General features: G+C 71.0%; 21 protein-coding genes and 1 pseudogene. 11 read left to right on the top strand and 11 right to left on the bottom strand.

All coding sequences use genetic code 11. From position 1 onward, the window contains the following. The first annotated feature begins 72 nt into the window (after positions 1-72). Positions 73-1,536 (top strand): flavin-containing monooxygenase, encoded by a 1,464-nt coding sequence (locus ACOZ38_RS07465; RefSeq protein WP_424529374.1) that lies wholly within the window; start codon positions 73-75, stop codon positions 1,534-1,536. On the opposite strand, the gene ggt is transcribed toward ACOZ38_RS07465, so the two are convergent. Continuing rightward, on the bottom strand, positions 1,533-3,371 hold the full coding sequence (ggt, locus tag ACOZ38_RS07460) for a gamma-glutamyltransferase (protein ID WP_424529373.1): 1,839 nt from the start codon (positions 3,369-3,371) through the stop codon (positions 1,533-1,535). The two genes, ACOZ38_RS07465 and ggt, sit on opposite strands and share 4 nt — an antisense overlap. A 231-nt stretch (positions 3,372-3,602) precedes the next feature. Between ggt and ACOZ38_RS07455 the strand changes: the two genes are divergently transcribed. The 5 genes from ACOZ38_RS07455 (at position 3,603) to ACOZ38_RS07435 (ending at position 8,593) form a co-directional block, all read left to right on the top strand. After that, positions 3,603-4,763, top strand: a complete 1,161-nt coding sequence (locus ACOZ38_RS07455; RefSeq protein WP_424529372.1) for a sensor histidine kinase — start codon at positions 3,603-3,605, stop codon at positions 4,761-4,763. Next, the gene (locus ACOZ38_RS07450; RefSeq protein WP_405144975.1) at positions 4,760-5,407 is read left to right on the top strand and encodes a response regulator; all 648 of its coding nucleotides are present in this window, start codon (positions 4,760-4,762) and stop codon (positions 5,405-5,407) included. Before ACOZ38_RS07455 ends, ACOZ38_RS07450 begins: the two co-directional genes overlap by 4 nt. Positions 5,408-5,574: 167 nt before the next feature. Further along, positions 5,575-5,862: an SHOCT domain-containing protein gene (locus ACOZ38_RS07445; protein WP_424529371.1), complete on the top strand. Its 288-nt coding sequence runs from the start codon at positions 5,575-5,577 to the stop codon at positions 5,860-5,862. A gap of 195 nt (positions 5,863-6,057) precedes the next feature. Then, positions 6,058-7,071 (top strand): sulfite exporter TauE/SafE family protein, encoded by a 1,014-nt coding sequence (locus ACOZ38_RS07440; protein ID WP_424529370.1) that lies wholly within the window; start codon positions 6,058-6,060, stop codon positions 7,069-7,071. Between the two features lie 97 nt (positions 7,072-7,168). Further along, on the top strand, positions 7,169-8,593 hold the full coding sequence (locus ACOZ38_RS07435) for a tetratricopeptide repeat protein (protein WP_424529369.1): 1,425 nt from the start codon (positions 7,169-7,171) through the stop codon (positions 8,591-8,593). A 35-nt stretch (positions 8,594-8,628) separates the two neighbouring features. Here the strand turns inward: ACOZ38_RS07435 and ald are convergent, their stop codons facing one another. Then, positions 8,629-9,741, bottom strand: coding sequence for an alanine dehydrogenase (ald, locus tag ACOZ38_RS07430; protein WP_424529368.1), 1,113 nt, complete (start codon positions 9,739-9,741; stop codon positions 8,629-8,631). A gap of 86 nt (positions 9,742-9,827) precedes the next feature. Beyond that, positions 9,828-11,219, bottom strand: coding sequence for an aspartate aminotransferase family protein (locus tag ACOZ38_RS07425; RefSeq protein ID WP_424529367.1), 1,392 nt, complete (start codon positions 11,217-11,219; stop codon positions 9,828-9,830). Positions 11,220-11,509: 290 nt separating this feature from the next. Between ACOZ38_RS07425 and ACOZ38_RS07420 the strand changes: the two genes are divergently transcribed. Next, positions 11,510-12,850 (top strand): dipeptidase, encoded by a 1,341-nt coding sequence (locus tag ACOZ38_RS07420; RefSeq protein ID WP_424529366.1) that lies wholly within the window; start codon positions 11,510-11,512, stop codon positions 12,848-12,850. Positions 12,851-13,088: 238 nt separating this feature from the next. Here ACOZ38_RS07420 and ACOZ38_RS07415 read toward each other — a convergent pair whose 3' ends face one another. Beyond that, entirely contained in the window at positions 13,089-14,540 is a 1,452-nt protein-coding gene (locus ACOZ38_RS07415) for an RICIN domain-containing protein (protein ID WP_424529365.1), read from the bottom strand. Between the two features lie 231 nt (positions 14,541-14,771). On the opposite strand from ACOZ38_RS07415, the pseudogene ACOZ38_RS07410 reads away from it, so the two are divergent. Beyond that, positions 14,772-14,888: pseudogene (locus tag ACOZ38_RS07410) on the top strand (TetR family transcriptional regulator); the annotation flags it as partial. Positions 14,889-14,951: 63 nt separating this feature from the next. Here ACOZ38_RS07410 and ACOZ38_RS07405 read toward each other — a convergent pair. Beyond that, on the bottom strand, positions 14,952-15,938 hold the full coding sequence (locus tag ACOZ38_RS07405) for a threonine ammonia-lyase (RefSeq protein ID WP_424529364.1): 987 nt from the start codon (positions 15,936-15,938) through the stop codon (positions 14,952-14,954). A 75-nt stretch (positions 15,939-16,013) separates the two neighbouring features. Here ACOZ38_RS07405 and ACOZ38_RS07400 point away from each other — a divergent pair, with 75 nt between their 5' ends. Together ACOZ38_RS07400 and ACOZ38_RS07395 are read left to right on the top strand one after the other, a co-directional pair. Continuing rightward, positions 16,014-16,961 (top strand): LysR family transcriptional regulator, encoded by a 948-nt coding sequence (locus ACOZ38_RS07400; RefSeq protein ID WP_424529363.1) that lies wholly within the window; start codon positions 16,014-16,016, stop codon positions 16,959-16,961. A gap of 170 nt (positions 16,962-17,131) precedes the next feature. Further along, the gene (locus ACOZ38_RS07395; protein WP_424529362.1) at positions 17,132-17,770 is read left to right on the top strand and encodes a LysE family translocator; all 639 of its coding nucleotides are present in this window, start codon (positions 17,132-17,134) and stop codon (positions 17,768-17,770) included. A gap of 44 nt (positions 17,771-17,814) precedes the next feature. Here the strand turns inward: ACOZ38_RS07395 and ACOZ38_RS07390 are convergent, their stop codons facing one another. From ACOZ38_RS07390 to ACOZ38_RS07370, 5 genes are read right to left on the bottom strand one after another with little or no spacing between them, the layout of a single operon-like run. Next, complete coding sequence (locus ACOZ38_RS07390) at positions 17,815-19,404, bottom strand: acyl-CoA synthetase (protein ID WP_424529361.1); 1,590 nt, start codon at positions 19,402-19,404, stop codon at positions 17,815-17,817. A 35-nt stretch (positions 19,405-19,439) separates the two neighbouring features. Further along, a complete protein-coding gene (locus ACOZ38_RS07385) occupies positions 19,440-20,588 on the bottom strand; it encodes a thiolase domain-containing protein (RefSeq protein ID WP_424529360.1) in 1,149 nt (382 codons plus the stop codon). 2 nt (positions 20,589-20,590) lie between these two features. After that, on the bottom strand, positions 20,591-21,610 hold the full coding sequence (locus tag ACOZ38_RS07380) for a thiolase domain-containing protein (RefSeq protein WP_405144957.1): 1,020 nt from the start codon (positions 21,608-21,610) through the stop codon (positions 20,591-20,593). A 51-nt stretch (positions 21,611-21,661) separates the two neighbouring features. Beyond that, a complete protein-coding gene (locus tag ACOZ38_RS07375; protein WP_405144956.1) occupies positions 21,662-22,564 on the bottom strand; it encodes a Zn-ribbon domain-containing OB-fold protein in 903 nt (300 codons plus the stop codon). After that, a complete protein-coding gene (locus tag ACOZ38_RS07370) occupies positions 22,554-24,098 on the bottom strand; it encodes an acyl-CoA synthetase (RefSeq protein ID WP_424529359.1) in 1,545 nt (514 codons plus the stop codon). Before ACOZ38_RS07370 ends, ACOZ38_RS07375 begins: the two co-directional genes overlap by 11 nt. Positions 24,099-24,336: 238 nt before the next feature. Here ACOZ38_RS07370 and ACOZ38_RS07365 point away from each other — a divergent pair, with 238 nt between their 5' ends. Then, positions 24,337-25,152, top strand: coding sequence for a crotonase/enoyl-CoA hydratase family protein (locus tag ACOZ38_RS07365; RefSeq protein ID WP_424529358.1), 816 nt, complete (start codon positions 24,337-24,339; stop codon positions 25,150-25,152). Positions 25,153-25,162: 10 nt separating this feature from the next. Here ACOZ38_RS07365 and ACOZ38_RS07360 read toward each other — a convergent pair whose 3' ends face one another. Beyond that, positions 25,163-26,329 (bottom strand): damage-control phosphatase ARMT1 family protein, encoded by a 1,167-nt coding sequence (locus ACOZ38_RS07360; protein ID WP_424529357.1) that lies wholly within the window; start codon positions 26,327-26,329, stop codon positions 25,163-25,165. Between the last annotated feature and the right edge of the window lie 128 nt (positions 26,330-26,457).

Here is a 26,457-nt window from a genome sequence, read left to right as displayed (position 1 = left end):
GTGGGGGATAGACCAGAACGACGCCTACCTCTAAATTGGATCGAAGGTCCAATACGGGGTGGAGGAGATGGTATGGCAGCCACGGGCCCCGGCATCACGATCATCGGCTCCGGCTTCGCCGGGCTCTGCATGGCGATCAAGCTCAAGGACGCCGGCTACCACGACTTCGTCATCCTCGAGAAGGACTCCGACCTCGGCGGCACCTGGCGGGACAACACCTACCCCGGATGCGCCTGTGACGTCCCCTCCCCGATGTACTCCTTCTCCTTCGAGCTCAACCCCGAGTGGTCCCGGCTGTTCGCCCCGCGGCGGGAGATCTGGGACTACCTGCGCGCCTGCGTGGAGAAGTACGGGCTCGCGCCCCACATCCGCTTCGGGAAGGAAGTCGCCGGGCTCGAATACCTGGACGAGACCAACCGCTGGCGGGTGAGCACCGGCGACGGCGCGACCTTCACCACGAACGCGGTGGTGTCGGGCATCGGGGCCTTACATGTGCCGTCCCTGCCGGGGATCCCCGGGCGCGAGACCTTCGCCGGCCGGTCGTTCCACTCGGCGAACTGGGACCACTCCTGCGACCTGACCGGCAAGCGCGTCGCGGTCGTCGGCACCGGAGCCTCCGCGATCCAGTTCGTCCCCCAGATCGCCCGCCGTGCCGGGCGGCTGCACGTCTTCCAGCGGACCGCCCCATGGATCCAGCCCAAGCCGGACGTCCCCCTCTCGGAGCGGACCCGCAGGACGCTCAGGACGCTGCCCCTGGCCGGGCGGGCGCTGCGCAACGCGGTCTACTGGCTCCTGGAGACCCGCGCCCTGGGGTTCACCGTCGACCCGCGCCTGATGAAGGTGCACCAGGTCGTCGCGGAGCGGCACCTGGCCGCCCAGGTGCCGGACGCGGAGCTGCGCGCCAGGCTGACGCCCGACTACACCATCGGCTGCAAGCGCATCCTGCTCTCCGACGACTACTACCCCACCTTCGGGCGCGACGACGTCGAGCTGGTGACCGACCGGATCACCGAGATCCGCGAGCACTCGATCGTCGACGCGACCGGCAGGGAGCACCCGGTGGACGTGATCGTCTACGGCACCGGCTTCAAGGTCACCGAGGCGCTGACCGAGCAACGGATCACCGGCAGGAACGGGCTGAAGATCCAGGACGCCTGGCGGGACGGCATCCAGGCCTACCTCGGCACCGCCACGGCGGGGTTCCCCAACCTGTTCTTCCTGCTCGGCCCGAACACCGGGCTCGGGCACAACTCGGTCGTCTTCATGATCGAGGCCCAGGTGCGGTACGTCATGTCGTGCCTGCGCCTGCTGTCGTCCACCCGGGCGAGGGCCCTTGACGTCCGGCCCGAGGCCCAGCGGGCGTACAACGACAGGCTCCAGGAACGGCTTGAGCGCCTGGTGTGGTCCGAAGGCGGCTGCGTGAGCTGGTACCTCGACGACCAGGGCAGGAACCGCACCCTGTGGCCCGGCTTCACGTTCGAGTTCTGGGCGCGAACCAGGAACGTGAAGCCGAAGGCCTACGAGCTGATCCGCTAGGGCTTCGCCGACACCACCAGCGCGCTGCCCCCGCCCCTGCGGGACGGCTCGGCCGCCGCCTGGACCTTGCCCCGGCCGAGGAACTCAAGGCCGGTGGCCGCGCCGATCTCCCCGACCGGCGGCCCGGGGGCGATCGTCAGGGTGTGGCCCTTGGCGGTCAGCCCGGCTCCGTAGCGGTCGATGAAGGCCTGCTCGGCCTGCGTCGCGGCGGTGTTGCGCTGGCTGGCCCTCGGCGCGGCAAGCGCGTCGGGCAGGGACATGCCGAACTCGTAGCGGTTGACGAGGATCTGCAGCACCGTCGTGATGATCGTGGCCCCGCCCGGCGAACCCACGGCGAGAATGGGCTTGCCGTTCTTCAGCACGATCGTCGGCGCCATGGACGAGCGCGGGCGCTTGCCGGGGGCCGGGAGGTTCGGGTCGCCGGCTGCCGGGCCGAAGGTGAAGTCGGTCAGCTCGTTGTTCAGCAGGAAGCCGCGCCCCGGGACGACCATGCCGTTGCCGCCGGTCTGCTCGATCGTGATGTTGTAGGCCGCGACGTCGCCCCAGCGGTCGGCCACGACCAGGTGGGTGGTCTCGGGCCCCTCCGGCTTCTCGGCCGCGCCGGACTCGCCCGTCTTGGCGGTCTCGTCGGCCGCGAGGGGCTTGCCCTCGATCTGGCACCCGCCGTACGAGCCGTCGGGCGAGCCGGGCGCGGCGGGGTTCGGCATCGCGACGTCGCCGATCAGGCAGGCGCGCTCCTTGGCGAACCCGTCCGACAGCAGCCCCTTGAGCGGCACGTCGACGTAGTCCGGGTCGCCCACGAACTTGTTGCGGTCGGCGAAGGCGAGGCGGGATGCCTCGAGGTATTCGTGCAGGCCGACCTTGGGCAGCGCCTCCAGGATGTTGAGCGCCTCGCCGACCGTGGAGCCGCCCGAGGACGGCGGCGCCATGCCGTACACGTCCATGCCGTTGTAGCTGATCTTGCTGGGCGCGCGCTCAAGGGCGCGGTAGGCCCGCAGGTCGGAGAGCTCCATCAGGCCCGGCCGCACCACCCGGGTGGAGCCCGGCCTGACCGGCGGGGACTTGACGGTCGCCACGACCTCCTCGCCGAGCTTGCCCCCGTACAGCCAGTCGCCGCCGCGCCGGCCCAGCTCGCGGTAGGTCGCGGCGAGGTCGGGGTTCCGGAAGACCGAGCCGACGGGCGGCGGCGCGCCGTTCGGCAGGTAGAGGGACGCGGTGGAGGTGAAGTCCGCGAAGCGGGCGGCGTTCTGGGCGGTCTGGTCGTAGAAGGTCTGGTCGACCGTGAAGCCCTTGGTGGCGACGTCGACGGCCGGCTGGAGCGCCTGCTTGAGCGAGAGGGTGCCGAAGCGCCGAAGCGCCAGCTCCCACTGCGCGAGGCCGCCGGGCACGCCCACCGACAGCCCGCTGGTCACGGCGGCGTCGAACGGGATGGCGACGCCGTTCTCCTGGAACGAGGTCTCCGTCATCGCCTGCGGGGCCTTCTCGCGGCCGTCGATCGTGACGACCTTGCCGCGCCGGGCGTCGTAGTAGACCAGGAAGCCGCCGCCCGACAGCCCCGCCGAGTAAGGCTCGGTGACGCCCAGCGTGGCGGCTCCCGCGACGGCGGCGTCCATGGCGTTGCCGCCCTGCTTCAGGACGCTCAGCGCGGCCTTGCTGGCGTCGAGGTCGACGGTGGCCACCGCTCCGCCGTACCCCTCGGCGACGGGGACCTTGGCCGGCTGCCCGTGCCCCGGGGCGCCGGGGTTGCCCGGTGCCCGGGCGTCCGCGGGCGGTATGACGAAGGCCAGAGTGGCGGCGACCCCTACGAAGGGCACGGCCAGGCGGCGAAAGCTCATGCTGGACCTCATTCCTAGATCGCACCAGCATTGACTCATAGCTTCACAACCGTGGTCAATTATGATCAAAGTGTCCGCATGCGGTCAGGCCGCCGGGCAGAGGTGTTGACATGAAGTGACCAGAGTGTAACGCAGGGTCCACGCGGCGGCGCGGTGGTACGTCGGGGATCGTAGGCGGCACTGCCACGCTGGGACGATGCGCTGGTCAGCGCGCTGACGTACCGTTTCCGCGTGCGCACGAAACGATCCCACTGGTTCGACTCCACGCTCCCGTTGCTGGTGGGCATGGGTCAGGTCTGGGGTTCGATGGCCGCGCAGAGGGCCCAGGTCGACCCTGCGGACCCCGGCACGCGCGTCCCGCTCGACACCATCGGGTTCGCGCTGCTCACGTTGGGGCCGCTCGCGCTGGTCGCGCGCCGCGCCCACCCCGTGGCCACGCTGTGGGTGGCGATCGTGGCGACCTGCGTCTACATCTACTCGAGTTTCGCGTACGGGCCCGTGTTCATCAGCCCCATCATCGCGATCTTCAACGCGGTCCTGACCGGGCATCGCAGGGCCGCGTGGGCCGCGGGCGGCTCCCTGTTCCTCTTCTTCGCCGCCTACGCCACCTGGCTTCTGCCGAGACCCCAGGGCTGGCTGCACCACGCGAGCGTCGGAGCGATCATCCTGGTCGTGCTCACCGGGGCCGAGATGGCCCGCGCCCGGCGCGAGCAGCGCGTGGAGCGCGAGCGGGTCGAGGAGGAGGAGGCCAGGCGGCAGGCGAGCGAGGAGCGCCTGAACATGGCGCAGGAGCTGCACGACGTGCTCGGGCACAGCATCTCGCTCATACACGTCCAGGCGTCCACGGCCCTCCACCTCATCGACGAGCATCCCGAGCAGGCGCGCACGGCCCTCGCGACCATCAAGCAGGCCAGCAAGGACGTGCTCACCGAGATGCGGGCGGTGCTCGGCGTGCTCCGCGACGGCGCCCCCCGCTCGCCCGCGGCCGGCCTCGGCCAGCTCGACGAGCTCATCGAGCGCACCGGGCTGGCCGTCACCAGGGAGACCGAGGGGGCTCCCCGGCCGCTGCCACCCGGGGTCGAGCGGGCCACCTACCGGATCATCCAGGAGTCGCTCACCAACGTCACCAAGCACGCGCCCGGCTCGCGCGCCACGGTGACGATCGCATACGGCCCGGAGGAGCTGTGCGTCCGCGTCGCCGACAGCGGCGCGACGGGGCCGAGCCCGCTGACCGGCGAGGGCGGTGGCAACGGCATCCCCGGGATGCGTGAGCGCGCCACCGCGCTCGGCGGCTCGCTCACCGCGCAAGCCCACCAGGCGGGCTTCCTCGTCGAGGCCCGCCTTCCGATACCGCCCGTCGAGGGCACCGAGTCCCCTGAGGAAACCGAGTGATCAAGATCCTGCTGGCGGACGACCAGGCTCTCGTGCGGGCGGGCTTCCGCGCCCTGCTCGACGCCCAGGACGGCATGACGGTGGTGGCCGAGGCCGCAGACGGCGCCGAGGCCGTCAGGCTTGCCGAGGAGCACCGGCCGGACGTGGTGCTGATGGACATCCGTATGCCGGGGATGGACGGCCTCACCGCGACGCGGAAGATGCCCGGCGACATCAAGGTCATCATCCTCACCACCTTCGAGCTGGACGAGTACGTCTTCGAGGCGCTCAGGGGCGGGGCCAGCGGCTTCCTGGTCAAGGACACCGAGCCCGCCGAGCTGATCCAGGCCGTGCGCGTGGTCGCGGTGGGCGAGGCGCTGCTGTCCCCCAGCGTGACCCGGCGGCTGATCGCCGAGTATGCCTCCCGGGCGAAGGAGCCGCACGTCACGGCGGGGCTCGACCAGCTCACCGACCGCGAGCGCGAGGTCCTCACCCTGGTCGCCGCCGGGATGACCAACGACGAGATCGCCGCGGAGCTGTTCATGGCGCCCGCCACGGCGAAGACCCACGTGAGCCGGGCCATGATGAAGCTCCACGCCCGCGACCGGGCCCAGCTCGTCGTCATCGCCTACGAGTCCGGCCTGGTCAAACCCGGCTGGCTCTGACCCGCCGCCGACCCGCTCGACCTGGCATGACCTTCCTACGACGCTGGAAGTAGCGCGTACGGGACGCGTGCCCACCGGTGAGGTAGCGCGGGACGCGCCGCGGGGGCGATGGCAGGCGCGCCGGCGAAGAGGAGTGTGGAGGGCATCCGACCAGCTAGGAGGGGCGAATGCCTTACGCACACTGGGGACCCGGGCCATGGTGGCCGGTCATCCCGATCTTCTGGACCCTGTTCTGGGTCACCATGGCGGTGCTCGTCTTCCGTGCCCGCAGGAACGGCTGGGGTCCGTTCGGTGGCGCGGGCCGTACGGTCCCGTGGGCAGGTGGGGGCTCCACGGCGGGCGGCTCGTCGACGGCGTCGGCGGAGAAGATCCTCGCCGAGCGGTACGCGCGCGGCGAGCTCGACCACGACGAGTACTTCGAGCGCCTGTCGGTCCTGAAGGGAGGCTCCGGCTGAGGCCGTCGCCCCGGTGGTCCGCGAGAAGCTCCGTCGTGGCAGGTCATGACGGAAAAAGGAGCGGCGGTTAGCGAAGTGTCACTGGCCACCGGCGGCCCTCTCCGTTACGTTCCGCGAGGAGACACTTACGGAGGAGGATCGCGTGGAGCCGAGCGTACGACCGGGTGGAGCCGGAGCGACCCGGGTCCGCCGAGCGTGACGCCCGCCGCGCTCTTCGCCGGGGGGCTCGCCGCCGGGCTGGTGGCGGGCACCACCTCGTGCACGGCGGTGCAGGGAGGCCTCCTCATCGGCCTCGCCGGCCGCCGTGACGGCGGGAAGCGCCGGTCGGCCGGCCCGGTGGTGCCGGCGTTCATCGGGGGGCGGCTCGCCTCCCACATGGTGGTGGGGGCGCTGCTCGGCCTGCTGGGCGGCGTCGTGCGCATCCCGCCGGAGGCGCGGGCGGTGCTCCTCGTGGGGGCGGGCACCGCCGTGATCGTCTTCGCCGTCCGGCTCATCAGGAACACCGGCCGGGCCGCGTCCTGCTCCTCCCACCACGCGCCGGCGCCTTCGCCACCGGTGGGGGGCCTCGCGCGCCCGGCGCCCTGGATGAGGGCGGGGCTGCTGGGAGCCGCCACCGTCCTCATCCCCTGCGGGGTCACGCTCAGCACCGAGGTCATCGCCGTCTCCAGCGCATCCTGGTTCGGCGGCGCGGCGGTCATGGCCGGATTCGTGACGGGCACGGCTCCGGCGTTCGCCCTGCTCGGCGTGCTGGTCCGCCGCATCGCCTCGACGAGGCTGGCGGTCATCGCCGCGGCGGCGGCGCTCGTGGCCGGGTCGGTCACCGTGCTCGCGGGCCTGCGGCTCGGCGGGTGGCTGCCCGATCTCGGCGCTCCCGCGACCGCGACGGCCGGTGCCCAGAGGCGCCCGGACGGCACCCAGGTCGTCACCGTCTGGTCGACGGCCGAGGGCTACCGTCCCGGCGTGGTCTCCATCGAGGCGGGCCGGCCCGCGGAGATCGTCTTCCGCACCCTGGACAACCAGGGGTGCACCCGCACGCTGACGATCCAGGGCCGCGACATCACGCTCCCCGTGACCGGCGAAGCGACCGTACGGCTCGCGCCGCAGGGCCCCGGGCGGCTCCGCTATGTATGCGGGATGGGGATGTATGCCGGATTTATCAACGTAAGTCAACCGGCGTCCTCTGCTGCGACCACCGAGCCTGGGCATTGACATCCCTGGTGGCGGCCGGGTCAAACGCGTTCCGCCGGACGGCAAGAAGCTGTCGATTATGTTCCATCTCTTTTGATCACGTGCGACTCTGTCCCCCATGACGTGGTGGCATGGTGAACCGGAGGCGGCGGTCGCGTGGCCCGCCGTGCCGATGCCCCGTGCGCCCGAAGCGTCACTCCGGGAACCCAGCGAGGCCGACCTCCTGAGCGCCGCCCAGGCGGGCGACTCGGGGGCCGCGCACCGGCTCGGCCGCCTGTACGCCCAGCGCGGCGACCGGTCGGCGGCACGCCACTGGTGGGAGCGGGCGGCGGGAGCCGGGAACATCGACAGCACCTACAACCTCGGCGTCTGGCACGAGAAACACGGCAGCCTCGACGAGGCCATCTCCTGGTACGAGCTCGCCGCCGGCGCCGGGGACGCCGAGGCGGCCGTCAACCTCGCCACCCTGCTGCTGGAGCAGCGGGGGGACGTCCTCGGCGCGCGCCACTGGTTCGAGAGCGCCGCGGGCGCCGGGTCGCGTCCGGCCACCCGCAGGCTGGCCCTGCTCTGCGAGGACATCGGCGACCCCGTCGCCGCCCGCGACTGGCACCACCGCGCGGCCTCGGCGGGAGACCTCGCCTCCGCGCACGATCTCGCCTTCATGAGCTACGCCACGGGCGACGAGGCGCAGGCGCGCGGCTGGTGGGAGTACGCCGCCAGGGGCGGGCACGCCGACGCCGCGTACTACCTCGGGCGGCTGCTGCACGCCGACCGCGACCCTGAGGGCGCGGAGACGCTCTACCGCCTCGCGGCCAAGGTCGACCACCCGGCCGCCGCCTCGCAGCTCGGCAGGCTCGCACTCGCGCGCCGTGACCTGCGTACCGCCCGCGCCTGGTTCGAGCGCGCCGCCCACTTCGGCAGGGTCGAGGACCAGCGCATGGCGGGATTCGTCTGCGTCGAGCTGGAGGACCCCCGCGCGGCCAGCCACTGGTTCGGGCGCGCGGCGGCCAGCGGCGACCCCGAGTCGGCCTACAACTTCGGCCTGCTCCTGATCGCCGAGCACAACGACCTGCGGGGCGGGCAGCACTGGTTCCGCCAGGCCGCCATGTACGGGCACCAGGGCGCGGCCACGGAGCTGAGCACCCTGCAGTCGGTCATCGGCGCCCGGCACGCGGAGGCCCCGCGGTGGACGGCCGACCAGGTGGCGCCGGTGTGGGACCGCCCGGTGGAGCCCGAGCTGGTGGCCCGCGCCGAGCTGGCCGTCGCGGCGGCGGGCAGGCGGGGCGGCACCATGCTGCGCATGGCCGACCTGACCGAGATCCTCGGCACCTGGGACCTTCTCACCCGGCGGCTCAGGGAGCCCATCGACGTGGTCGCCTGGCTGACCGAGAAGAGCGGCCTGCACGCGGCGGCCGTCGAGCACCTCAGCTCGGTGCGCATGACCCTGCTGAGGCCGGGCACCGCCCCCTGGCCGACCCCGGCCGAGATCGAGCACGTGCTCGCCACCTCGCGGCAGCTCCGCAAACGCCTCGGCCTGTCATGAAGGCCGGGGCGCTTTGCGGGTGATGTCGTCGGGGCCTAGCCGAGCAGGTCGGCGACCCGCGCGAACGGCAGGCCGTGGGCCTGGGCGACCTGCTCGTAGGTGAGCTGCCCCGCGTGGGTGTTGAGGCCGAGCGCGAGCGGGGCGTCGCCGCGCAGCGCCTCCTGCCAGCCGAGGTCGGCGAGCTTGACCGCGTACGGCAGCGTCGCGTTGGTCAGCGCGTACGTCGAGGTGTTGGCCACCGACCCCGGCATGTTGGCCACGCAGTAGAAGACCGAGTTGTGCACCTTGTAGGTGGGCTCGGCGTGCGTGGTCGGCCGGGAGTCCTCGAAGCAGCCGCCCTGGTCGATGGCGATGTCGACCAGCACCGACCCCGGCTTCATGCGGGAGACGAGCTCGTTGGACACCAGGGTCGGAGCCTTGGCACCCGGGATGAGGACGGCGCCGATGACCAGGTCGGCCTCCACGACGGCCTGCTCGATGGCGTACCGCGTGGAGACGATGGTCTTGAGACGGCCCTGGTAGATCGCGTCGATCTGGCGGAGCCTGTCGATGTTGACGTCGAGGATCGTGACGTCGGCGCCCATGCCCACCGCGATCTGCGCGGCGTTCAGGCCGGAGACGCCGCCGCCGATGACGACGATCTTCGCGGGGGCGACGCCCGGCACTCCGCCCGGCAGCACGCCCCGGCCGCCGTTGAAGCGCATGAGGTTGTACGCGCCCACCTGCGGCGCCAGCCGCCCGGCCACCTCCGACATCGGGGCCAGCAGGGGCAGGGAGTTGCCCACCTGCACGGTCTCGTACGCGATGGCGGTGACCTTGCGGTCGAGGAGCGCGTCGGTGCACACGCGGGACGCGGCGAGGTGCAGGTAGGTGAACAGCACCTGCCCCTCGCGCATCCGGTGGTACTCCTCGGCGATGGGCTCCTTGACCTTCAGGACCAGGTCGGCCTCGCCCCACACCTCGTCCGCGGTGTCGACGATCTTCGCCCCGGCGAATAGGTAGTCCTCGTCGGGGATCTGCGAGCCGAGGCCCCCGCCGCGCTGGACATGGACGTCATGGCCGTGGCGGACGAGCTCGTGCACGCCCGCCGGGGTGGCGGCGACGCGGTACTCGTGGTTCTTCACCTCGGCGGGCACGCCGATCTTCATCGCGCAATCCTTTCAAAATGGCTCGAGTGATGGTATGCGGACGTGCCCCTACCAGCACAAACGCGGGCACCGGGACCGTAGGGAACCTACAGGCGGTTCCAGGCTTCGGTGAGGACGGAACGGAGGATCGACTCGATCTGGTCGAACTCCTCGGGGCCGCAGATGAGCGGCGGCGCGAGCTGGACGACGGGGTCTCCGCGGTCGTCGGCCCGGCAGTACAGACCCGACTCGTACAGGGCCTGTGAGAGGAAGCCGCGCAGCAGGCGCTCGGACTCCTCGTCGTTGAAGGTCTCCTTGGTCGCCTTGTCCTTGACCAGCTCGATGCCGTAGAAGTAGCCGGCGCCGCGCACGTCGCCGACGATCGGCAGGTCGAGCAGCTTCTCCAGCGTGCCGCGGAAGACGGGCTCGTTCTTCTGGACGTGGCCGAGGAGGTCTTCACGCTCGAACAGGTCGAGGTTGGCCAGCGCGACCGCCGCCGACACCGGGTGCCCGCCGAAGGTGTAGCCGTGGGAGAAGGAGTTGGCGCCCGTGCTGAACGGCTCGAACAGCCGCTCGGAGGCGATCATGGCGCCGATCGGCGAGTAACCGCTGGTCAGGCCCTTGGCGCAGGTGATGATGTCGGGCACGTAGTCGAACTTCTGCCCGCCGAACATCGTGCCGAGGCGGCCGAAGGCGCAGATGACCTCGTCGGAGACCAGGAGCACGTCGTGCTGGTCGCAGATCTCGCGCAGGCGCTGGAAGTATCCGGGCGGCGGCGGGAAGCAGCCTCCGGCGTTCTGCACCGGCTCGACGAAGACGGCCGCGACGCTGTCGGCGCCCTCCATCTCGATCGCCTTGCCTACCTGGTCGGCGGCCCACCGCCCGAACTGCTCGGGAGTCAGGCCGTCGAAGCCGGTGATCTCGTCGGCGCGGTAGTAGTTGGTGTTCGGCACGCGCACCGAGCCCGGCACGAGCGGCTCGAAGGGCTGCTTGAAGGCCGGGATGCCGGTGATCGACAGGGCGCCCTGCGGGGTGCCGTGGTAGGCGATCGCGCGGCTGATGACCTTGTGCTTGCCCGGCTTGCCGGTGAGCTTGAAGAACTGCTTGGCGAGCTTCCAGGCCGACTCGACCGCCTCGCCGCCGCCTGTGGTGAAGAACACACGGTTCAGGTCACCGGGGGTGAGCTCGGCGAGCCGCTGGGCCAGCTCGGCGGCCTTCGGGTGCGCGTAGGACCACAGGGGGAAGAAGGCGAGCTCCTGGGCCTGCTTGGCGGCGGCCTCGGCGAGCTCGGTGCGCCCGTGGCCCGCCTGCACGACGAACAGGCCGGACAGGCCGTCCAGGTAGCGCTTGCCGTGGATGTCGTAGATATGGGCACCGTCGCCCCGCACGATCGTCGGGACCTCGCCGGCGTCGTAGGAGCTGTGCCGGGTGAAGTGCATCCACAGGTTGTCCTGCGCTGCCCTCAGGACGGCGGCCGTGTCGGTTTCAGGTCGCGTCATGGCTATCTTTCCTCAGTGATCTCGACTGTACTCAGTGTGCATGTTCCACATGGAGGATTACAACTGGTTGCGTGGCGACACTATGCAAGAACTTCGGAATCCGTGATATCGCTATGTAACAACGACGAAATCCGTTTGGGGGTGTCGGGCTTATCGCCCTTCCCCGCAGCCCCCGGAGACGGCGGGGAACGCCTGTGACAGCGCCGTTCTCCGCTGGTGGCACGGTCGGTGCCGCGGCTGTGATGCAATGTGTCGAATCAGAACACAGCCGATGCGGGGAACAGATAGTCGTGACACCTAAGCAAATCGAGAGCGCCGTCACCGCCGAGATGCCCCGGGCGGTGGACGAGCTGAGGCGGCTCGTCTCCATCCCGTCGGTCGCCTTCCCCGGTCACCCGGAGGAGCCGGTGTACGCGGCCGCCGCGATGACCGAGGAGCTGTTGCGCAGCGTGGGGCTGCCGCACGTCCGGCAGATCCCCGTCGAGGGCAGCTTCCCCGCGATCTACGGCGAGTCCCCCGCGCCTCCCGGAGCACCCACCGTGCTCCTGTACGCGCACTACGACGTGCAGCCCGCCGGCGACCTCGCGCTGTGGCGCACTCCCCCGTTCGAGCCCACCCTGATCGACGGAGAGCTGTACGGCCGGGGCGCCGCCGACGACAAGTCGGGCGTCATCGCGCACGTCCTCGCGCTGCGGGCCTTCCAGGGCCGCTTCCCCGTGGGCATCAAGGTCGTCATCGAGGGCCAGGAGGAGTACGCCGGCGAGCGCCTCGAAGCGTTCGTCGAGAAGAACCCCGAGCTGTTCCGCGCCGACGCGATCGTCGTCGCCGACACCGGCAACCCCAGCGTGGGCGACGCGGCCGTGACGACGTCCCTGCGCGGCCTCGCCGCGTTCACCGTCGAGGTCAGGTCCCTGAAGGAGTCACTGCACAGCGGCTCGTTCGGCGGCGCCGGCCCCGACGCCCTGGCGGCGCTGATCCGCATGCTCGCCTCGCTGCACGACGAAAACGGCGACATCCGGGTCCCCGGCCTGCCGCGCGGCGTCTTCCTCGGCACCGGCCCCTCCGACGAGGAGTTCCGCGCCACCGCCGGGGTGCTCGACGGCGTGTCCCTGGTCGGTTCCGGCTCGCTGGCCGACCGCCTGTGGGCCTCGTACGCGATCACGGTCACCGGTATCGACGCGCCGACCGTCCATGGCGCGATCAACGCCGTCCAGGCCGTGGCACGGGCCCGCGTCACCGTCCGGGTCCCCCCGGCGGGCGACCCGGGCACGGCCGCCGACGACGTGGTGGACCACCTGCGCCGGGCCGCGCCGTGGGGCGTGCGGGTCTCGGTGACCGACCGGGTGCTCGGCTCCGGCTACCTCGCCGACACCGGTGGCCGCGCGAGGGCCGCGCTGAACCGCGCGATGGAGCGCGCGTTCGGCCGCGCGCCGCGCGACATCGGCGCGGGCGGCTCCATCCCGCTGGTGGCGACCCTGGTCAGGCAGTTCCCCGCCGCCGAGATCCTGCTGTTCGGCGCCGAGGACGACGGCGCGTCGATCCACGCGCCGAACGAGCGGCTCGTCCTCGAAGAGCTCCGGCGCGCGGCCACCGCCGAGGCCCTGTTCCTGTCCGAGTACGGCGCCATCTGACCGGTTCCCGATCTCGGAGCATGAGTCCGGCCAGAAGCCCCCGTGCCGCCGGCACGGGGGCTCTTTCGGGGGTTACCTGTAGGTGATGTCCGACGAGGAGTAGAAGCAGTTGGTGCCGTTGGCCGCCACCAGCACAACCAGAGCCCTGCTTCTACTCACGATCACGTTCACGACCACGCTCCTCGGCTCCCGGGACCTCGCGGTCCCGGCCTTGTTCATCGGGGTCACCGCGTGCGCGTCAGACGCTGATCTTGCCCGCGCCCGCGCCGCCGCTGACGATCGACTTGACGTTCGACGGGGTGTCGAGCGTGTAGGAGTAGGGGATGGAGGCGACGCTGCCTCCGGCGTCCCCGGCTCCGGAGTTCACGAAGAAGTTGTTGCGCGCGACCAGGTTCCCGGCGGACGAGGAGGCCTCACCGCGGTGGAACGGGTCCGGGGTGTTCTCGAAGTAGTTGCCCTCGACCAGGACGCCGGCGCCTTCCGTGGAGGCGACGCCGTACCCGCCGCCTGAGCCGACGTTGGCGTAGTAGTTGTTGTAGACGTGCACCGGGTTGCCGAAGCGCACCCGCGGGTGCCGCTGGTTGGTGCCGTCGAAGAAGTTGTGGTGGTAGGTCACCCGCAGGTGGCCGTTGTCCTCGGACCCGTTGCCGTCGCTGTGGCCCAGCAGCATGGTCTTGTCGTGGTTGAAGGTGCGGTTCCAGGAGACGGTGACGTAGTCGCTGGCGCGCTTGATGTCGATCGCTCCGTCGTAACCGTTGCTGAGGGTGTTGTGGTCGATCCACACCCGGGTGGAGTACTGGACGTTGATGGCGTCGTCGTCCCAGTCCCTGAAGGTCAGGTTGCGGATGATCACGTTGGACGCCTCGGTCACGTTGAGCCCGCAGCCGACGATCGTAGCGCCGGCGTTGCCGAGCACGCTCTTGTTCGACGTCACCTTGAGCATCCCGGAGCAGGAAATCGTCCCGGAGACGCGGATCACCGCGGTGCCTCCGGCGGACAGCGCGCTGGTCAGGGCGGAGGCGCTGGTCACCGTGGTCGGGGTGGCGTTTCCGCCACCGGTGGTGCCGCCGCCCTGGGTGGCCCAGCCGACCAGGCCGTTCGCGTTACCGGGCGGAGGCGTGGGCGTGATCGTCGGGGTGGGGGTGGGCGTCGTGGTGGGGTTGGATCCCGTGGGGTTGAGGGTCCACTGCTTGGTGCTGACCGAGTCGCAGGAGTTCTGCTGCACCAGGCCACCGGAGGCGGTGGAGTTGTCCTTGATGTTCAGGCACTTACCACCGTTGGCACTCACCACCCGATAGCTCGACCCCGACGCCGTCAACTGCCAGGCCTGCGAGGAAACACCCGAGCAACTCTGCAGCTCGACCGCCGCACCCGCCGACGTGCTCGCGCCCCTGACCCCAGCGCACTTACCGCTGTTACCCGCCTTCAGCGTCACCCCACCGCTGACCGAGGTAACCGTCCAGCTCTGGTTCGCCCCGCCGTTGCACCCGTACTGCACCAGCTGCGTACCATCGGCCGTACTCCCGCCCGGAACATCCAGGCACAGACCACTACCCGCGTTGACCAGGGCGAACGAACCCGACGTCGGCGCCGCGGCAGCCGACACCCCGCTCACCACCACCCCCGCCAGCGCCACCCCGGCCGCCATCAGCACAACCAGAGCCCTGCTTCTTCTCACGATCACGTTCACGACCACGCTCCTTTGAACTCGCGGTTCATATATGTGGACGCCATACATGTAACCGAACGAGCTAAAGGTAGAACAACGCCAACGGCTGTCAATGGTGCTGGTGACCTGGACGAAACACTCGCTCTTTCCCGGTGGACGCTCGATGGCTTCTACCTGCGCCGTCGGCGATTTCCCATAAGCGGATGTATTTCATGTATGTGAACGCGATGAAACATTCACCCCTCGTCGCCAATGGCGACCCTGGGGCCTTCCGATCGCCCATGGACTCGCGCACTCATCTACATGGCAGCGGTGGACCTCATCGCCGAGCAGGGCTACACCGCCACCACGGTCGACGCGATCGCCGACCGCGCCGGGGCACTCCACCCCCAGCGCGCCCACGCCCAGTCGACGAAGAGCCCCGGCTGCGGATCAGCCGTGGCCGGCGGTCAACGAAGAGCCCGCGGAGAGCACGTGCTGGAGTTCGGCGGGGCCGGCGTTGGCACCGCTGCAGACCACCCCGACCTTGCGCCCCGCGAACTCGTCCTTCCGGCTGATCAGCGCGGCCAGGGCGGCGGCGCCCGCCAACTCGCTGAGCGTGTGCGCCTCCGAGAGCAGCAGCCACTGAGCGAGGCGGAGATCGTCGTCGCTGACCAGCGCGAAATCGTCCAGCTCCCGCATGATCGCCTGGGGCAGCGCGAAGGCCGAGCCGGTGGCGAGCCCGTCCGCCACCGTCCCGACCGGCCGCCTGACCGGCTCGCCCGCCCGCCACGAGTCGTGCGCGGCCGGGGCCAGCGACGACTGTACGGCGATCACCCGGCAGCGGGGTGCGATCGCCCTTGCGACCAGGCAGGCGCCCGCCGCGCCCGTACCCGATCCCACCGGGACGAAGATCACGTCAAGGTCCGGCCGCCGGGTCAGCATCTCCAGGTACAGCGTGCCGACCCCGGCGATCAGGCCGGGCTCTTCGGCTGGGCTGATCAGGCGGTTCCCCCGGCCGGCGGCGAGCGTGACCGCGTACTCGCCCGCCTCGACCATGGTGGCTCCCTTGATCTCCACGGTCGCGCCGAGTGCCTCCACCGCCGCGACCTTGGCCGGATTCGGGTTCTCTGGCATCACGATCGTGCAGGGCGCGCCGAAGATGCGGGCCGCGTACGCGATCGATTGGGCGTGGTTGCCCGTGGAGTACGTCAGCACGCCCGCCACCCGCTGCTCCTCGGGCATGCGGGCGAGCAGGTTGATCCCTCCGCGCACCTTGAACGCGCCGGTGGGCTGTGCGTTCTCGTGCTTGACGAGCGTTTCGACGCCCAGCCGCTGGTCCAGCACCGGATACGACCACATGGGCGTCTCCGGCAGGTGCGGACCGATCAGCCGCGCGGCGTCGAGGACGTCGGTGATGGATGGCGATGTCGTATGCACGGATACCACGCTCGGGCACCGCCATCCATAGGTCCAATGCCAACACACGCCATGTTCCATAGATATGGTTGATGGATGCTCGATGTCCTGCGGCTGCGCGTCCTCGATGCCGTGGCCAGGCACGGCTCGGTGACGGCGGCGGCCAGGGAGCTGCACTACTCCCAGCCCTCGGTGAGCCACCATCTGGCCCGGCTGGAAGCTGAGACGGGGGCGAAGCTCGTCCAGCGGGCGGGGCGCGGCATCCGGCTGACCGACGCGGGCAGGCTCCTCGCCGACCGGGCCGCCGAGATCATCGGGCGGCTCGACTCCGCCTCCGCCGAGCTGGCCGCGCACGTCGGGCTGCGCACCGGCAGGGTCCGTCTCGCCGCGTTCCCCTCGGCGCTCGGCACCTTCGTGCCGGCGGCTGCCGTACGGCTCGCGGACGAGCACCCTGGGCTGGACCTGCGGCTCATCGAGGCGGAGCCGCCCGAGGCGCTCGGCATGCTCCGCGCGGGCCAGGTGGACGTCGCGGTGACCTTCCACTACGCCGGGAGCCCGCACGACGACGGGCTTCGCTACGCCGGAGCGACACCCGAGGACAAGCCTGAGGACAAGGGGGTCCGCCTGACCGCCCTGTTCGAGGATCCGAGCTTCCTGGTCACCTCGTCGGCGACGCCCACGGCGGGCACGCTCGCGTCACACGCCGGATCCAAGTGGATCGCGGGATGCGACCGGTGCCGCATCTACCTTCTGGAGCTGTGCGCGCGGGTGGGGTTCGAGCCCGCGATCGCGTTCACGACCGACGACTACGTGGCCGTGCAGGCGATGGTCGCGGCCGGGCTGGGGGTGACCGTGCTCCCCCGGCTCGCGCTGTCCGCGCATCGCCACGCCGGCGTAGAGGTCAGCGAGCTCGCGGGCTCCACCAGGCACGTCTTCGCCGCCACCTACGGAGAGCCCCCCGATCCGCCGGCGACCTCAGCCCTGGTCCGCGCCCTCGCCGAGACCGCCAAACCCACGGCACCGGGGCGCCCGCGCTTCACATGACCGGGCCACTCACGATTCCGCGCGGCGTGTCGTGAAATCGGGGTCCCCTTGGGCTCCGAAACAGGCCACAGGTACCCCGCGGAGGGCCTCCTCCACCGCGAGACGGGCCGCTGTTCACCCGTGTGAAATACGATGGACCGCGTTACCAGGCGTTTCCTACTATCAGCGGCATGCCACCCATCACAACGCTCGCGATATTCGCCGCTGCGACCCTCGCGCTGCTGCTCGTGCCCGGCCCCGCCGTCGTCTACATCGTGACGCGGAGCGTGGCGCAGGGACGTACGGCCGGGCTGGTCTCCGTGGCCGGCATCCACGCGGGCTCGGTGGTCCACGTGGCCGCCGCCGCCCTCGGCGTCAGCGCGCTGCTCGCGGCCTCGGCCACGGCGTTCGCCCTGGTCAAGTACCTCGGAGCGGCTTACCTCGTGTACCTCGGCCTGCGAAAGCTCTTCTCCCGTACCGGCGACCTCGCCAGGGAGGTCGCACCGGTGTCCGGGCCGAGGCTGTTCGGGGATGGCTTCGTGGTCAACGTGCTCAACCCCAAGACGGCGATCTTCTTCCTGGCCTTCCTGCCGCAGTTCGTCGACCCCGCGCTCGGCCCGGTCGCGGGCCAGATCGTGGTGCTCGGCCTGATCTGGATCGCGCTCGGCATGGCGAGCGACGGCAGCTACGCCCTGCTGTCCGCCGCCCTCGCCGGCCGCCTGCGCCGCTCCCCGAGGGCCTCCAGGCGGCTCGACATCGCCAGCGGGCTCGTCTACATCGGCCTCGGGGCCGTAGCCGCCTTCGCCGGGGACGGCGCGCGCAGGGCCTGACGGCATCAGTCTGCCTCTTCGACGCGGCAGCCCATGTGACCTATTCAGTCCATCGCGGCCTGGGCGATTTCCCTCGCCCAACGGTAGTCGGCCTTGCCCGCGGGTGAGCGGACCATGCGGTCCACGAAGGCGTACGTGCGCGGCACCTTGTACCCCGACAGCCTCGCCCTGCAGTGGGCGTCCAGCTCCTCGGCCGTGGGCCGGGCTCCCTCCCTGGGCTCGACCACGGCTGCGACGCGGCTGCCCCAGCGCTCGTCCGGGATGCCGGTCACGACGGCGTCGAACACGGCCGGGTGGCCCTTGAGAACGGCCTCGACCTCCTCGGGGAAGACCTTCTCGCCGCCGGTGTTGACGCACTGCGAGCCGCGCCCGAAGACCAGGATCGTCCCGTCGTCCTCGATCCTGGCGAGGTCGCCGGTGAGCAGCCAGCGCGTCCCCTCGGCGTCGGTGACGAAGGTCCTGTTCGTCTTGCCGGGGTCGTTGTAGTACCCGAAGGCGATGCTGCCCGCCTTGGCCACGGTTCCCATCTCCCCCGACCCCGGTTTCACCGGTTCCAGGGCGTCGTTCAGCACCGCCAGCGTGGAGCTCGCGTTGGGCTGGTACTTCAGGCCGGTCTCCGGGGACGAGCCCGCCACGGCCGAGGCGGTGTAGCCGGACTCCGTCGAGCCGAAGCTGTCGATGATCATCACGTTCGGCAGCAGCTCCTGCAGCCGGTCGCGTACCGCGCCCGTGAGGATGGCCCCGGTCGAGCTCAGCACCATGAGCGACGACAGGTCGTACGACCCGCCGGCGATCTCGTCCGCGAGGGGGCGCGCCATCGCGTCGCCGGTGATGTTGATGGTGAGCACCTTCTCGCGCTCCACCGCGCGGAGCACCTCCGGGGCGTCGAACTTGCGCGTGTAGACGATGGTCGACCCCATCCACCACGCGATGAACGTGGCCATCTGCGCCGCTCCGTGCATCAGCGGCGCGGCGGGCATCATGACGATGGGCCCCGTGCTCGTCGCCGTCTCGATGACCTGCCCCGGCTCGCGGTGCGGCTCCCCGTACGGGTTTCCGCCGCCGAAGGCCATGAACAGGTCCTCGGTGCGCCACATGACGCCCTTCGGCATGCCGGTCGTGCCGCCGGTGTAGATGATGTAGACGTCGTCGCCCGACCGCGCGGGGAAGCCGTCCCGCCCGTCCGGCCGCCCGGCGACGGCCTGCTCGTACGGCACCGCGCCCTCGACCCGCGAGGGGCCGCCGACGGCGACCAGGGTCTCCAGCTTGGGACACCGCGGGGCGGTGGCGGCCACCCTGTCGTCGAACTCCACGTCGAACAGCAGGGCCACGATGTCGGAGTCGGTGTACAGGTAGAGCAGCTCGGACTCGACGTACCTGTAGTTGACGTTGACCGGCACCGCCCTGATCTTCAGCGTGGCCAGCAACCCGGCGATGTACTCGATGCCGTTGTACAGATGGATGCCGACGTGCTGCCCCGGCCCGACGCCCCGGTCGCGCAGGAAGTGCGCGAGGCGGTTGGCGTGCGCCTCAAGCTCGGCGTAGGTCAGGCGGGTGTCACCGCAGACGACGGCCACGCGGTCCCCGATCGCGTCGGCCAATCCCTCGAACAGATCAGCGTGGTTGAACTCCATCGGGGACGCTCCTTAGAAGTCGTGGCGGAAGGCCCTCACGGCCGGTCACTCCCGACGATCCACATCGCGAAGAACTGCGCGCCCCCGCCGTAGGCGTGACCGAGCGCGCGGCGCGCCCCGTCCACCTGGTGCTCCCCCGCGAGGCCTCTGACCTGCAGCGCCGCCTCGGCGAAGCGGATCAGCCCCGATGCGCCGATGGGATTGGAGCTGAGGACGCCGCCCGAGGCGTTCCAGGGGATGTCCCCGTCGAGCGCCGTGGCCCCTGACTCGGTCAGCTTCCAGCCCTCGCCCTCCCCCGCGAAGCCGAGGTTCTCCAGCCACATCGGCTCGTACCAGGAGAACGGCACGTACACCTCGGCGACGTCGATCTCCCGCCGGGGGTCGGTGATCCCGGCCTGGCGGTAGACGTCGGCGGCGCAGTCCTTGCCGCCCTGCGGGTTCACCGTGTCGCGGTCCGCGCGGAAGATGGGCTCCGAGCGCATGGCCGTGCCGTGGACCCAGGCGGGCGTTCCCGTCACCTTGTGCTCGGCCGCGAGCACCATCGCGCAGGCGCCGTCCGAGGACGGGCAGGTCTCCAGGTAGCGGATCGGCTCCCAGAGCATCGGCGTGGACTCGACCATCGCCCGGTCGATGCCGGGGATCCTCAGGTGCGCGTACGGGTTCCTGAGCGCGTTCCGCCGGTCCTTGACGGCGACGAGCGTGCCGATGTGGCCGGGCGCGCCCGATCGCCGCATGTACTCGCGGATGTGCGGGGCGAAGTACCCGCCCGCGCCCACGACCAGCGAGGCGTTGAACGGCAGGTGCGTCGACAGCGCCCACGTCGCGTTGGACTCCGACTGCTTCTCGAACGCGACCACCAGCACCCGGTCGTGCACGCCGCCCTGGATGAGCGAGGCCCCGACCAGCCCGGTCGAGCCGCCCACGCTGCCGGCGGTGTGGACGCGCGTCACCGGCTTGCCCGCGGCGCCGAGCGCGTCCGCGAGGTACGCCTCGGGCATCATGACGCCCTCGAACAGGTCGGGCGCCTTGCCGATGACGACCGCGTCGATGTCCTTGAACGTCAGCTCGGCGTCCTCCAGGGCGCGCAGGGCGGCCTCGCGCACCAGCCCGGCGATCGAGACGTCCCGGCGCTTCGTCTGGTACTTGGTCTGCCCGACCCCGATGACGGCGCAGCGGTTTGCCATGCTCAGGCCTCCAACACGGTGACGAGGTTCTGCTGGAGGCACGGGCCCGACGACGCGTGGCCGACGGTACGGCCCGCGCCGCCGTCGATGATCCGCCGGGCGGCCTCGCCGATGCGGATCAGCCCGGTGGCCATGACCGGGTTGGCGGCGAGCGGGCCGCCGGAGGGGTTGACGACCGTGTCAGGCGGCAGCCCGAGCGCCTCGCGGAGGATGAGCTCCTCGTGGCTGAACTGGGCGTGCAGCTCGGCGACCTCGACGGGGCCCTTGCCGACCCCCGCGGCGCGCGCGGCGTCGGCCGCGGAGGCCGACCTGGCCAGGTCTCGCATCCCCAGGTAGTGCGGCTCGGTCCGGTGGGCGATGCCGGCGATCCACGCCGGGCGCTCGACCAGCTCCCTGGCCAGGTCCCCGGCCGCGAGCACCACCGCCGCCGCGCCGTCGGTCATGGGCGCGGCGTCGCTCGGGCGCAGCGGACGCACCTCGTACCCCTCCTCGCCGGGGTCCGGCAGGTCCAGCGCGTACGGGTTGGCCCGGCCGTCGGCACGGCTGCGCCGTACGATCTCGCGGAGCGCGCCGGGGTCGGCGTCCAGCGCGCTCGCCTGCAGGGCGGCGAACGAGACCTGGTCCAGGCCGAGCGGCGCGAGATAGTACGGGTCGAGCTGGAGCGTCATGATCTCCCGCAGGTCGCCCTGCGAGGACTTGCCGTAGCCGTAGACCAGCGCCGAGTCCACGTCGCCGTGCTGCAGGCGCACCCAGGCCTCGTACAGGGCCCAGGCGGCGTCCATCTCGACATGGCTCTCGGAGATCGGCGGCCAGGCGCCTATGGCGTCCAGCGCCGAGACGAACGAGAACGGCGCACCGGCCAGGTAGTCACAGCTTCCCGAGCAGGTGAAGCCGAACCTCGTCAGGCCCGACAGCCGCTTGACCTCCTGGATCACCGGCGAAATCAGCTCGGGCTCGGTCAGCCCCTCGTCATGGCCGGTGTGCCTGGTCTGGGCGAACGCGACGACCGCCACCTCACGCACGCGACCCTCCCCTCACGCGGCTCGCGCCGTCGATCCTCACAGCCCGCTCGCTCACAGCTCGGCGTCCGGCTCGCCCGTGGGGGCGAACCACCTGATGTTGGTCATGGAAAGGGTGCGCTCCTCGGGCGGCACCCAGACGGCCTTCACGCGCATGCCCTGCCGTACCTCGTGCGCGGGCACGTCGCCCATCAGCGCGATCATCGGGACGTCCGCCCCGTCGAGCAGGATGTAGGCGGAGACGAACGGCACCTCGGGCGCGCGGGGGTCGGGCAGGTTGTTGATGGCGAAGGTGGTGACGGTGCCGGTGTCGGGCAGCTCCACCTCCTCGCCGATGGAGGAGCCGCACTGCGGGCAGGTGGTGCGGTAGGGCACGTAGACCTTGTCGCAGTGCGCGCAGCGCCCGGCGAGGAAGACGCCTTCGCGCACGCTTTCGAGGAAGCGGGCGAGCGATCGGCCCGGCTGGACGCGGTACTCGGTGCGGATGTGCGACACCATCGTGGTGACCTCGGGTACGAAGCACGAGATGTCGGTGATGTGCCCGACGCGCTCGGCCTCCGGCCGGAACCGGGGGCGCACCCGCAGGCCGGGCCGCATCGCCTTGACGTCGCCGGCGTCCACCGCGTGGACCAGCGAGGTGTCCGCGCCGTCCAGCCTGACCAGCGCCCAGGCGAACGGCCGGTCGAGCGGGTGCCCCTTGCGCGGCGTCTCCACCCAGGCCCAGCTCTGCACGGTGCCCGCCGGGCCGACCTGGACGAACGTGCCGGTCACGGCCTCGCCCGTGGCCGGGTCGTACTCCAAAGGCGGCACCAGCACGCGGTCGTCCGCCGTGCGCACCCCGACGATGCGCCCCTCGCGTAACTCCGTGAGGAAACGCCCGATCACCGGTCCCGTCGTGCGGGTGTACCCACCGGGGAACTCCAGCACATGCTCGGCGATGAGCGGTTCAGATGGCACGGTCACGGCCCTCCCAGTAGGGATCACGGAGCTTGCGCTTGAGGAGCTTGCCGTTCGGCTCGCGCGGCATCTCCTGGATGAAGTCGATCGAGCGCGGCCACTTCATCCTGGCCAGCCGTCCTTCGAGCGACCCGAGGATCTCCGCTGCCAGCTCCGGCCCGGGAGTGACGCCGGGGGCGGGCTCGACGACGGCCTTGATCTGCTCGCCCCACTCGTCGTCGGGGATGCCGAAGACCGCGACGTCGGCCACCTTGGGATGGATCACCAGCTCGTTCTCGATCTCGGCGGGATAGATGTTGGTGCCACCTGAGATGATCATGTCGGCCTTGCGGTCGCAGAGGAACAGGAACCCCTCCTCGTCGAGATAGCCGATGTCACCGACGGTGAAGTGGTCCCTGAGCCGGTTCTCCTCGGTCTTGGCGGGGTCGCCCTTGTACTCGAAGCGGAGGCCGGCCATCTTCATGTAGATCGTCCCGGGGGTTCCCACCGGGACGGGCTCGTGGTCGTCGTCCACGATCAGCAGCTCGCTGATCGGCCACGCGGATCCGACCGTGCCCGGGTGCTTCTTCCACCCCTCCGGCGTGGCGATGGTGCCGCCGCCCTCGGTCGCCGCGTAGTACTCGTAGATGCAGTCGCCCCACCATTCGAGCATCGCCCACTTGACCGGCACGGGGCAGGGCGCGGCGGCGTGGATCATCCACTTCAGCGAGGAGAGGTCGTACTTGTGCTTGACCTCGTCGGGCAGGCCGAGCAGCCGCTTGAAGTGCGTGGGCACCATGTGGGAGTTGGTCACCCGGTACTTCTCGCAGAGCCGCAGCGTCTCCTCGGGGTCCCACTTGTCCATGTAGACGAGCGTGTGCCCCATGTGCAGCGCCGTGCCGCCGAACTGCGTGACCGCGGTGTGGTAGTTGGGCGAGGTCACCAGGTGGGCGTTGGGCCTGCCTGCGGTGATCCCGAACAGCGAGAGCAGGAACGTCATCAGCTCGGCCGCGTCGTCCGGATCGAGACCGTTCAGTGGCCGTCTGACACCCTTGGGCCTGCCCGTCGTGCCGGAGGTGTAGTGCATGGTGGCGCCGGCCGTACGCTCGCCGGGCAGCGTGTCCGGCCGTCCCACGGTGAGCTCCGACACCGGCCGGAAGCCGTCGATCGCGCCGAACGAGAACCGCCGGTGGGCCTCGATCGGCTCGGCTCCCCGCGCGCCCTCCTCGGCGTACCGCTCGTGGACGAAGAACGCCTTGGCCTCGCTGTCGGAGACGATGTACGCGATCTCGGGCCCGGTGAGGTGCCAGTTGACCGGGGTGTAGTACCAGCCGGCCTGCAACGCGGCGAGGTAGACCGTGAGGCCGTCGACTCCGTTCGGCACCAGGCCGCAGATGCCGTCGCCCGCCTTCAGGCCGAGATCGCGCAGGCCGTGCACCAGGCGGTTGGCCCGGGCGAGCAGCTCAGCGGCCGTGTGTTCGGTGCCGTCGGGGTCCACCGCGGCGATCCAGCCGGGATCCGCCTGCGCGAGCCTCCAGAAGCCGAGCGAGCCCATCGGAACTCCCTTGTTCGGTTCCGCCTTGACGTCCGCAACGTCCCCCGAATCCGCCGAAGTGAAGCATGTTCCTGATATTCCATCTAGGCCTGGCGCTACGGGAGGGTTACAACAAGAATCTGTTCTAGTTCGCAAGCCGCAGACTAACCCGCCCGGCGTGAGCCGAGCAAGCGCTTGATTAGATAGCGACGCGCGTCCGGCCGCCCCGGCAGGCGCCTGACCACTGAGGACGATGCCCATGGAGCTCCTGCCCATCAGCACGCCACACTGCCGCGTCGAGCGTGAGGACCACCTCGTCCTCGTGACCATGGACCGTCCCGAGGCCAGGAACGCGCTCTCGTCCGACATGCTGGTAGGGCTCGCCGACGCCTGGGCCTACATCTCCGCCGAGCCCGGCGTGCGGGTGGGCATCCTCACCGGAGCGAACGGCACCTTCTGCGCCGGCGCCGACCTCAAGGCCATGGGCACGCCGTCCAGCGATCCCCGGGTGCTCAGGCGCGCGCAGGAGATCCCCGACTTCCACTGGAAGGGCCTGCTGCGCGACAGCGAAGCCCTGCCGACCAAGCCCATCATCTGCGCGGTGGAGGGCTACGCGGTCGCGGGCGGCACGGAGCTGCTCGTGGGCACGGACCTGCGGGTGGTCGCGGAGTCCGCGACCCTTGGCCTGTTCGAGGCCAGGCGCGCGCTGTTCCCGATGGGAGGCAGCGCCATACGGCTGCCCCGCCAGGTGCCCTACGCGTTCGCCATGGACCTGCTGCTCACCGGCCGGGCCGTCACCGCCCAGGAGGCGCTGTCGATGGGCCTGGTCAACCGCGTCGTGCCGGACGGCGAGGCCCTGGCGGTGGCGCGCGAGATCGCCGACCAGGTCTCGGCCTGCGGGCCGCTCGCCGTGCGGGCGATCCTGCGCACGTACCGCGAGACCCTCGGCATGCCCGAGGCCGAGGCCCTCAAGGTCTCCGACGCCATCGGCTGGCCGGTGATCGGCTCCGAGGACGCCAAGGAGGGCTCCCGCGCCTTCCGCGAGAAGCGTCCCCCCGTCTACAAGGGCGAATAGCCGGCCGGCTTCACGCCCGGACCTGGATCATGGCGTGCGTCCCCGTCGTACGCCAGGGCTCGCCAGCCGCGTCCAGAGCGGCCAGCGTGCGCTCGCCCACGCCGACGAGCGCGTCGGACTTCAGCGTGCGCAGGGCCGCGACCGGCCCGGGGAAGTACGCGGTGACGTCGCCGAACGGCGTGGTCGGCGGCCACACCTGGTCGCCGACCAGCCTGCGGTAGTTGAGGTCGCCCTTGGTGATCGTCAGGGTGGCCGAGGCGAGGTCGTCGCGCAGGTCGTCCGGCATGTCGCGGTACGGCAGCGGAGCGCAGGAGAAGGGATGGGCGCGCAGCTTGAGCCGTCCCTCGCCCATCGCCCGCCAGAGCCGCGCGCCGGCCTCGCCCGCCTGACCCGGCGCGCCCGCGAGCCGCCGCAGGCAGGCCGCCACGTCGGCGGGCGTGGCGTCGGACACGAAGTACGGGTGCGGCTTGACGTGCAGCACCACCTCGGCGGCGAGCCCCTCGGCCAGGAGATGGTCGACCAGGATCAGGTCGGGCAGCAGCTCGCGCCCGGCGTTGTCCGCGAGCACGCAGATCTTGCCGGGGGCGCCGTCGCGGACCAGCGACCACAGCAACGCGCTGTCGTCCACCACGAGGGCGGCCACGTGCTCGCGCTCGTCCGCCAGCGTGACCTTGAACGACAGGTCCGCGCGGTTGCCCCAGAGCGACCCGAGCAGGAGCCCCTTCACCCGCTCGCCGGAGGGCAGCGTGGCGGCCTTGTCCAGGGCGGCCAGCTCGTCGTCCACGACGGCGCCCTGGAGCTCGGCCTGCTTGACCGGCCCGAACGGGTCGACGCCCCGCCACGGACCGTCCCCGAAGTAGCCCGTGGCGTCGAGGAGCTTGCGGTAGAAGTAGCTCTCGGCCCACAGGAACGGCACGTCGACCCACCGGCGCCCGAGCTTGCCGCGCCCCCACTCGGCCCACGCGGCGAAGTCGTGCGCCGAGGCGTCGAGCGGCTCCATCACGTCGCGCGTGACCTCGTCCAGCAGCCGGTCGAGCGCCTCGTGCCGGTCGGGGGTGTAGGGCAGCGCGTCCCTGACCTGCCGCAGCAGCAACGGATGCCGGTCGCGGAACACCCCGAGGGCGTACGAGCCCGGCACGTTGCCCAGGATGGGAGGCGCGTCGATCGTCTCCGGCATTCGTCCAGCTCCTCGGCTCGGCGTCTCACGCTTAGTAAATCGCACGCCGGAGCCGGGGTCGGTATCCCGTGAGGCGGTCCAGGCGCTCGATGTCCGCGGGTACTGGGCGGACCTCTTCAAGATCTGCA

This window comes from Sphaerisporangium viridialbum (genome assembly GCF_049674955.1).
In the GTDB taxonomy this organism is placed as follows: domain Bacteria; phylum Actinomycetota; class Actinomycetes; order Streptosporangiales; family Streptosporangiaceae; genus Sphaerisporangium; species Sphaerisporangium viridialbum.
Note: the sequence above shows the minus strand (reverse complement) of the source record. Positions and strands in the feature narration are given on the sequence as shown.

Coding starts and splice junctions, on each gene's coding strand:
- ACOZ38_RS07465 (WP_424529374.1), top strand. CDS start 73: ATGGCAGCCACGGGCCCCGGCATCACGATCATCGGCTCCGGCTTCGCC.
- ggt (WP_424529373.1), bottom strand. CDS start 3,371: ATGAGCTTTCGCCGCCTGGCCGTGCCCTTCGTAGGGGTCGCCGCCACT.
- ACOZ38_RS07445 (WP_424529371.1), top strand. CDS start 5,575: ATGCCTTACGCACACTGGGGACCCGGGCCATGGTGGCCGGTCATCCCG.
- ACOZ38_RS07435 (WP_424529369.1), top strand. CDS start 7,169: ATGACGTGGTGGCATGGTGAACCGGAGGCGGCGGTCGCGTGGCCCGCC.
- ald (WP_424529368.1), bottom strand. CDS start 9,741: ATGAAGATCGGCGTGCCCGCCGAGGTGAAGAACCACGAGTACCGCGTC.
- ACOZ38_RS07425 (WP_424529367.1), bottom strand. CDS start 11,219: ATGACGCGACCTGAAACCGACACGGCCGCCGTCCTGAGGGCAGCGCAG.
- ACOZ38_RS07400 (WP_424529363.1), top strand. CDS start 16,014: ATGCTCGATGTCCTGCGGCTGCGCGTCCTCGATGCCGTGGCCAGGCAC.
- ACOZ38_RS07395 (WP_424529362.1), top strand. CDS start 17,132: ATGCCACCCATCACAACGCTCGCGATATTCGCCGCTGCGACCCTCGCG.
- ACOZ38_RS07390 (WP_424529361.1), bottom strand. CDS start 19,404: ATGGAGTTCAACCACGCTGATCTGTTCGAGGGATTGGCCGACGCGATC.
- ACOZ38_RS07385 (WP_424529360.1), bottom strand. CDS start 20,588: ATGGCAAACCGCTGCGCCGTCATCGGGGTCGGGCAGACCAAGTACCAG.
- ACOZ38_RS07370 (WP_424529359.1), bottom strand. CDS start 24,098: ATGGGCTCGCTCGGCTTCTGGAGGCTCGCGCAGGCGGATCCCGGCTGG.
- ACOZ38_RS07365 (WP_424529358.1), top strand. CDS start 24,337: ATGGAGCTCCTGCCCATCAGCACGCCACACTGCCGCGTCGAGCGTGAG.
- ACOZ38_RS07360 (WP_424529357.1), bottom strand. CDS start 26,329: ATGCCGGAGACGATCGACGCGCCTCCCATCCTGGGCAACGTGCCGGGC.